The sequence below is a fragment of the uncultured Microbacterium sp. genome (assembly GCF_963521695.1).
Lineage (GTDB): Bacteria > Actinomycetota > Actinomycetes > Actinomycetales > Microbacteriaceae > Microbacterium.
The window spans coordinates 1-5,827 of the sequence record NZ_CAUQWC010000216.1 but is presented as its reverse complement, the minus strand read 5'-3'; the positions used below and the strand labels follow the sequence as shown (position 1 = coordinate 5,827).

The window sequence follows — 5,827 nt, the reverse complement described above, 5'->3', positions numbered from 1 at the left end:
GCGTCGGTGTGCGCCCGCTCCGCCTCGCGCACCGCCCGTTCGGCGGCCTTGCGGGCGCGGCGGGCACCGAGGTCGTCGCGCGGGGGAGGCGTCGGCATGGCGTCGGGGAGGGAGCCTGCGACCGCCTGGCCGAGGGCGTCACCCTCGAGAGCGGCCAGGTCGATCGCTGACACGAGGCGGCCCGTCAGGATCGCGGCGGCGGCCGTCTCGTCGACGATCGCGGCATTCACGCTCTTCTCCACGGCATCCGCCATCGCCGCACTCAACGGGGTGCCCGCGTCGGCGGCCAGTTCACCCGCGCGGCGGGCGAGTGCCGAGACCAGCTGCCGTCGCTGTCGTCCGAGCCGCGCGAGCTCGGCGGCATCCCGGTCGTCCTGCGCCTCGTGCAGCGCGCGCGACAGCTCCACCGCTTCGCCGAGCTGTCCGTCGCGCACGAGCAGGTTCACGGCCCACGCGGCGACGGTGGGCTTGCGCAGCTTGGCGATGCGGCGGCCGACACCTCCGCCGATATCGGCGGCGCGTTCGTTGCGGGCCGCGGTGAAACGCGCGGGCGGCAGGGCGAGCAGATCGGCGGCGACCTCGTCGAGGCGTGCGTCGTCGTCGCTCATCCCTCTATTCTCCCCACCCGGGAGGGGCGCGACCAGCCGCTCGCCGCGCGCTCAGAGCGAGACGATGCCCGGACGCGGACCGCGGATCTCGCGATGAAGTCGTTCCATGCGCGCGTCCAGTTCCGACGCGGTGTCGGCGGCGTTCTTCAATTCGTCCAGCAACTCGACCGGCACGAGACGGTCGTACTTGTAATAGATCTTGTGCTCCAGGCTGGCCCAGAAGTCCATCGCGATCGTGCGGAACTGCACCTCGACGGGCACGTCGACGCGCCCCGTCGACAGGTAGACGGGCACCTCGACGATGACGTGCAGGCTCTTGTAGCCGTTCGCCTTCGGCTGGGCGATGTAGTCCTTCACATCGCGCACGGTGATGTCGTCCTGCCGAGTGAGCAGGTCGGACAGGCGGTACGCGTCGTCGACGAAACTGCACGTGATGCGGATGCCGGCGATGTCGGTGATTGCGGACCGGATCGAGTCGAAGTCGGCCTCGATGCCCTTGCGCCGCACCTTATCGACGAGGCTGTCGGGCGACTTCACCCTGCTCGAGACGTGCTCGATCGGGTTGTACGCGTGCATCTCCTGGAACTCTTCGCGCAGGATCGAGATCTTCGTCTCGACCTCGGCGAGCCCGAACCGGTACTCCATCAGGAAGCGTTGGAACTCGTCGCGCAGTGCCCGAAGCGCCGCACCGGAGACGGTGATCTGCTGATCGTCCAGCGCATCCGACATGGGCACGACGGTACCGACGATGACTACGAGGCCGCTGAGAGCCTCACCGTGGCGGCGGCTCCGATGCTCGCGGGACCAACTCGCCATCGATGACGTCGATGCCGATCAGGCTGCGGAAGACCTCCGGCAGGTCGGGGTCGTCCGCGGGCTCGGAGTGCCGAGGGATCGGGGGGTGTGTCACGGCGCTCTCCTTCCGTGCGTCCCCCCACTTTGTCAGGTGGCCCGCGCACCCCCGGGTGGTCTTGACACCGTGATATCCGGCGCGTACTTCGCGCATGCTCTGGCGTATCGTGGCGGCATGGGGACCATTCACTACGGCGGAAGCGGCACGGTCGTCCACATCGAGGACCGTGCTCTCGCCCACCTCAAGGTCGTGATCTCGACGAAGCTGCGTCGCGGAGAGAGCTTCACGCTCTCATGGCGTCACCGTGACGACGAGGAACGCGGACGCAGCACGCTGTGGCTGCACCCCGCGATCCCCCTGCGCTTCGTCTTCGACGAGGCCGAACCCGCAACCCTGAGCCGCGAATGGATCGAGCGTCTCGCCGACTCGGCCAACTCCTCGGGCGGCATCCTGCTCGTTCCGGAAGACATGAGTCCGGCCGCGCATTCCGGCACGGCCTGAGCCCGCCTCGCAGCGCGGCGGGCGCTCGCGGAGGCCGCGGGATCAGCCCTCTTCGACGTGAGCGTCTTCGCTGGGCTCGGGTGTGATCGCGAGGCCGTTCGGGCCGGATGCGGCGAGCATCAGGTCTTCGACCCAGACGCGGTTGATCCGCGGCTGGCGGCTGCCGTAGAAGTGGAACTGGATCGGCACCGAGGGGTGCATCCAGAAACTGCGACGCCCGCTGCCGTCACCGACCTCGACGTCGAACATGAACGACTCGGACCGGCGCAATTTGTTCATCACGACGATGCGCAGGTGCGCCAGCGTGCGGTCATCGATGTCGACCGCATTGGCCACGGTGTCGTAGATGAATCTGCCCATGTTCACGAGCCTAGTCGAGGAAGACAGAGCGCCCTCCGCATTCTCGGATGCCATGCCGGCTCGCCCGAATCAAGCCCTCGGGCCGGTGTCGCACGGCGAGACTAACGTGCTCGTGTGGGAACGCTTTACTACGGAGACGCCGCGACGCCGATCAAGATCGACGATCGTGCGTTGGCGCACGTCAAGGTCGTCATCGCCACCAAGCTCCGTCGGGGCGAGAGCTTCACGCTGTCGTGGACGCACGGACCCGATCAGGAGGTGGGACGCAGCACGGTGTGGTTGCACCCGTCGATCCCGCTGCGCTTCGTGTTCGACGAGCCCGAGCCGGCCCTTCTGAGCCGCGCGTGGATCGAGGCCCTCGCGAACTCGGCCAACTCCTCGGGCGGGCTGCTCCTCGTCGAGGAGCCGCCGCACCCCGGGTCGTGAATCAGGCGTGCGGTTGATCGAGGATCTCGCGCGCACCCTCTTCGACAGCGGTCGGAACGACGAGCGGGCGACCCGCTGAGAAGGCATCCCACTCACGGAGGACGACGCCCTCGATGTGCGCGGGGTCTTCGCCGGGGTACTCCGCGCGCAGACGCGTGACCACGTCGTGGAACGACGCCACCGGAATCCCGTCGACGACGGCGACGATCTTCGCCGGGCGCGCGGTCGGGCGCTCCTCGACAGCGCTTTCGTCCATGCGTCGATGGTTTCATGCCGCCCGGCCGTGGCCTAATACTCTCGGGAAAAGTAGCTAGGCGACCTTCTCGGACGCCGACTCATCGTTGCGCGACGGTCAGTGCGCGAGATCGGCGTCGACCGGGTGCGGGTCGACCTGATCGACGGCATCCTGCAGCCGGCCGAGGCAGGCGATGACGGCCGCGCTCTCTTCCGGGGTCATGTCGACCACGGCTGCCATCATGCGCGAATGCATGGACCCGAGGGTGGCGCGCACCTCGTCGTCACTGGCGGACGTGGCGACGATGAAGATGCTGCGGCGGTCGGTGGGGTGCGGCACCCGCACCACGTGGCCAGACTTCTCGAGTCGGTCGACGATCGCGGTGGTGGAGGCGGTCGACACCCCCAGGTAGCGCGTCAACTCGCTGGGCGAGACCTGCCTCTCCTGACCCGCCGCCCTCAGCAGGTAGCGCAGCACGAGGAGCTCGTTCTCGCCCATCGACATCGAGTCACGGGTGCGTCGCCGCATGGCCACTTCGGCGGCCCGATACACGCGGAAGGCCTGGAGCACGTCGACGGCGCGTCGACGGCGATCCTCTTCGCCCGCGCCGTACCAGTAGCGCGACGACTCCGACCCGTTTTCCACCAGGGCATCTTATGACAGCCCAGCTCGTCCAGCCCCCTGCCCACGTATGTGGAGGGCGGGTACGATTCAATTAGAGCGGCTGACTACTTGATCGGCACCGAAGACACTAACCCATCGAGATATCCGAGGAGGCGAGATGCGAGACCCGGCGACAGCGGATGACGTGGTGAAGGCGCTCAACGACCTCACCGATTCGGGCATCGCGTCCGAGCGCGCGGCGCTGCAGTCCCTGGGCATCGGTCCCAACGATGCGAAGGTCCTGCGGTTCCTGCTGCAGCGCGCGGACGACGCCGAGCCCGTCACCCCCCGCATGCTCGCCGCGATGCTCGGCATCTCGTCGGCGGCGACGACGGCACTCATCGACCGCCTCGCGGACGCGGGCTGGGTGGCGCGGGAGCCGTACCCCGGCGACCGGCGCTCCATCGTCGTGCGCGAGACCATCGACGCCGCGTCCCCCGCGCGCCGCATCCTCGCCGTCCGACGCGCCTCCGCCGTCGCCGCGGCCGCGCGCCTGGGTCCCGAGGAACGGCGCATCGTCGCCGACTTCCTCGACGACATCGCCCGCAGCGAGACCGAAGACATGGGCGAGATGTGCCCCAACGACGAAACGCCCCGCACGACCTGAATCCCAGGTGTCGGGGCGCTTCGCGCGATCGGTCAGCTGTTGCCGCGACCGGTCTCGTTCTGCAGGCGCTCGATCTGCTCGGAGGCCTCGGCCTTGTTCAGATCGGCGGGGATCTCCTCGCCCGCCTCGCGAGCGAGCGTGTCGAGGTAGCTGCGCTGGGGAGCAGTCATCGGCTCGTCGCCGGTGACCCAGTCGGACGGGTCTTTCTCGGCGGGGTTCTCACCCTCGCGGACGGCACCCAGGGTCTCTTCTTCACGGGAGGAATCGCTCATGACCCGAGGCTAGGCGCGTTCCGTGACGCCGGGCCCGGGATTGACAGGGCGTTCAGGCGTGTACGGCATCCTGGTCTGATGGCCGATGACTCCCGCCCCGCCGACGTGCAGGTCGACACGTACCGCCGAGGTGACGCGCGCACGCGCGTGACGCGCGTCTCGACGGGGACGGACTCGGGCCGGTCGTTCGTGCTCGTCGCCGGTATCGGGGTCGCTTCGTCGTACTTCGAGTTCCTCGCGCCCCTGCTGGCCGAGGAGGGAGAGGTGTACGCCCTCGACCTGCCCGGCTTCGGCGGTGTCCCGGCATCCGGTGAGCAGCCGACCGCGCAGTTCTTCGCCGATCAGGTGGAGGGCGTGCTCGATCACTACGGTCTCACCGCGCCCGTGCTGATCGGTCACTCGATGGGCACGCAGGTCGTCACCGAGGTCCTCGCTCGACGCCGCCACTTGACGCACGCCGTGCTGGTGAGCCCGGTGGTCGATGAGACCGAGTCGAACGCGCTGCTGCAGGCCGTGCGCTTCGCGCAGTCCACCGTGCGCGAGTCGATCCACATCGCTCTCCTGGCGGTCTCGGCCTACCTGCTGTGCGGATTCCTCTACTTCTTCGAGACGCTCCCGCACATGCTGCGATACCGGATCTCCGATCGCATCGCTGAGGGCCGTGCCACCGTGCTGCTCGTCCGCGGGGAGTTCGACCGCCCCTCTCCCCGGCGTCTCCACTCGCGTCTGGTCTCTCGCGCACACGCTGCCCGACGGTGGGAGATCGAGGGGGCCGCGCACTGCGTCGTCAACAGCCACGCGGTCGGCGTCGCTCGGCTGACGATGCGGCACGTGCACGACGAGCTCGCACCGAAGGGGCGGATGCCGGCGGCCGAGGCCGCGGTCCCGCCCGCCGCGCACGCCGACATCCGCATGGTGCTCGGGGCGATCGCGAGCCGGCTGGCTGAGTGGATCAGCGCGGCGCGCAAGGACGAGCACGGCGTGCAGCGGGCGAAGGCCCGGCATTCGCGCGTGCTGTGGAGGGCCTACCGGCCCGGCTCCCGCGACTGACGCCGACGGGCTAGCGATCCTCGCTCCCCGTGATGAGCGGATGAGCGGCGAGGATCGGAGGGCCCGGCGAGCCCGTCGGCCCTCCACTCCTCGCCCACCCTCCGCCGGTCACCGGTCAGCGCGCGGGCGACGTCGCGTCGAGCGCGCGTTCCAGGGCGACCGCCGTCGCGAGACGGGCGGCTGCGGGCACCGCGGCGAGGAAGCCGCCGACGAACGTGTCGCCGAGCCCGATGGTCGTGGGATGCGCGGTGT

General features: G+C 69.3%; 11 protein-coding genes. 4 read left to right on the top strand and 7 right to left on the bottom strand.

Annotation, left to right across the window (positions count from 1 at the left end; translation table 11 throughout):
* From RWP81_RS13640 to RWP81_RS13630, 3 genes are all read right to left on the bottom strand, one after another.
* The coding region (locus RWP81_RS13640) for a transposase (protein ID WP_314456964.1) at positions 1 to 608 on the bottom strand (608 nt) is incomplete at its 3' end.
* A 51-nt stretch (positions 609 to 659) separates the two neighbouring features.
* Entirely contained in the window at positions 660 to 1,337 is a 678-nt protein-coding gene (locus RWP81_RS13635; protein WP_243223458.1) for a GTP pyrophosphokinase family protein, read from the bottom strand.
* A gap of 43 nt (positions 1,338 to 1,380) precedes the next feature.
* On the bottom strand, positions 1,381 to 1,518 hold the full coding sequence (locus RWP81_RS13630; RefSeq protein WP_314456961.1) for a hypothetical protein: 138 nt from the start codon (positions 1,516 to 1,518) through the stop codon (positions 1,381 to 1,383).
* Between the two features lie 117 nt (positions 1,519 to 1,635).
* On the opposite strand from RWP81_RS13630, the gene RWP81_RS13625 reads away from it, so the two are divergent.
* Positions 1,636 to 1,962: a hypothetical protein gene (locus RWP81_RS13625; protein WP_055959435.1), complete on the top strand. Its 327-nt coding sequence runs from the start codon at positions 1,636 to 1,638 to the stop codon at positions 1,960 to 1,962.
* A gap of 42 nt (positions 1,963 to 2,004) precedes the next feature.
* Here RWP81_RS13625 and RWP81_RS13620 read toward each other — a convergent pair whose 3' ends face one another.
* On the bottom strand, positions 2,005 to 2,322 hold the full coding sequence (locus tag RWP81_RS13620) for a hypothetical protein (protein ID WP_055959437.1): 318 nt from the start codon (positions 2,320 to 2,322) through the stop codon (positions 2,005 to 2,007).
* Positions 2,323 to 2,436: 114 nt separating this feature from the next.
* On the opposite strand from RWP81_RS13620, the gene RWP81_RS13615 reads away from it, so the two are divergent.
* Positions 2,437 to 2,748 (top strand): hypothetical protein, encoded by a 312-nt coding sequence (locus RWP81_RS13615; protein WP_314456957.1) that lies wholly within the window; start codon positions 2,437 to 2,439, stop codon positions 2,746 to 2,748.
* A 1-nt stretch (position 2,749) separates the two neighbouring features.
* On the opposite strand, the gene RWP81_RS13610 is transcribed toward RWP81_RS13615, so the two are convergent.
* Together RWP81_RS13610 and RWP81_RS13605 are read right to left on the bottom strand one after the other, a co-directional pair.
* Positions 2,750 to 3,004: a three-helix bundle dimerization domain-containing protein gene (locus RWP81_RS13610; RefSeq protein WP_314456955.1), complete on the bottom strand. Its 255-nt coding sequence runs from the start codon at positions 3,002 to 3,004 to the stop codon at positions 2,750 to 2,752.
* A gap of 96 nt (positions 3,005 to 3,100) precedes the next feature.
* Positions 3,101 to 3,628 (bottom strand): MarR family transcriptional regulator, encoded by a 528-nt coding sequence (locus tag RWP81_RS13605; protein ID WP_314456953.1) that lies wholly within the window; start codon positions 3,626 to 3,628, stop codon positions 3,101 to 3,103.
* A 136-nt stretch (positions 3,629 to 3,764) separates the two neighbouring features.
* Here RWP81_RS13605 and RWP81_RS13600 point away from each other — a divergent pair, with 136 nt between their 5' ends.
* Positions 3,765 to 4,253 (top strand): MarR family transcriptional regulator, encoded by a 489-nt coding sequence (locus RWP81_RS13600; protein ID WP_314456951.1) that lies wholly within the window; start codon positions 3,765 to 3,767, stop codon positions 4,251 to 4,253.
* 32 nt (positions 4,254 to 4,285) lie between these two features.
* Here the strand turns inward: RWP81_RS13600 and RWP81_RS13595 are convergent, their stop codons facing one another.
* A complete protein-coding gene (locus RWP81_RS13595) occupies positions 4,286 to 4,525 on the bottom strand; it encodes a DUF3072 domain-containing protein (protein WP_183418589.1) in 240 nt (79 codons plus the stop codon).
* 78 nt (positions 4,526 to 4,603) lie between these two features.
* Here RWP81_RS13595 and RWP81_RS13590 point away from each other — a divergent pair, with 78 nt between their 5' ends.
* The gene (locus tag RWP81_RS13590; RefSeq protein WP_314456947.1) at positions 4,604 to 5,575 is read left to right on the top strand and encodes an alpha/beta fold hydrolase; all 972 of its coding nucleotides are present in this window, start codon (positions 4,604 to 4,606) and stop codon (positions 5,573 to 5,575) included.
* Positions 5,576 to 5,827 lie beyond the last annotated feature (252 nt).

Coding starts and splice junctions, on each gene's coding strand:
- RWP81_RS13635 (WP_243223458.1), bottom strand. CDS start 1,337: ATGTCGGATGCGCTGGACGATCAGCAGATCACCGTCTCCGGTGCGGCG.
- RWP81_RS13625 (WP_055959435.1), top strand. CDS start 1,636: ATGGGGACCATTCACTACGGCGGAAGCGGCACGGTCGTCCACATCGAG.
- RWP81_RS13620 (WP_055959437.1), bottom strand. CDS start 2,322: ATGGGCAGATTCATCTACGACACCGTGGCCAATGCGGTCGACATCGAT.
- RWP81_RS13610 (WP_314456955.1), bottom strand. CDS start 3,004: ATGGACGAAAGCGCTGTCGAGGAGCGCCCGACCGCGCGCCCGGCGAAG.
- RWP81_RS13600 (WP_314456951.1), top strand. CDS start 3,765: ATGCGAGACCCGGCGACAGCGGATGACGTGGTGAAGGCGCTCAACGAC.
- RWP81_RS13595 (WP_183418589.1), bottom strand. CDS start 4,525: ATGAGCGATTCCTCCCGTGAAGAAGAGACCCTGGGTGCCGTCCGCGAG.
- RWP81_RS13590 (WP_314456947.1), top strand. CDS start 4,604: ATGGCCGATGACTCCCGCCCCGCCGACGTGCAGGTCGACACGTACCGC.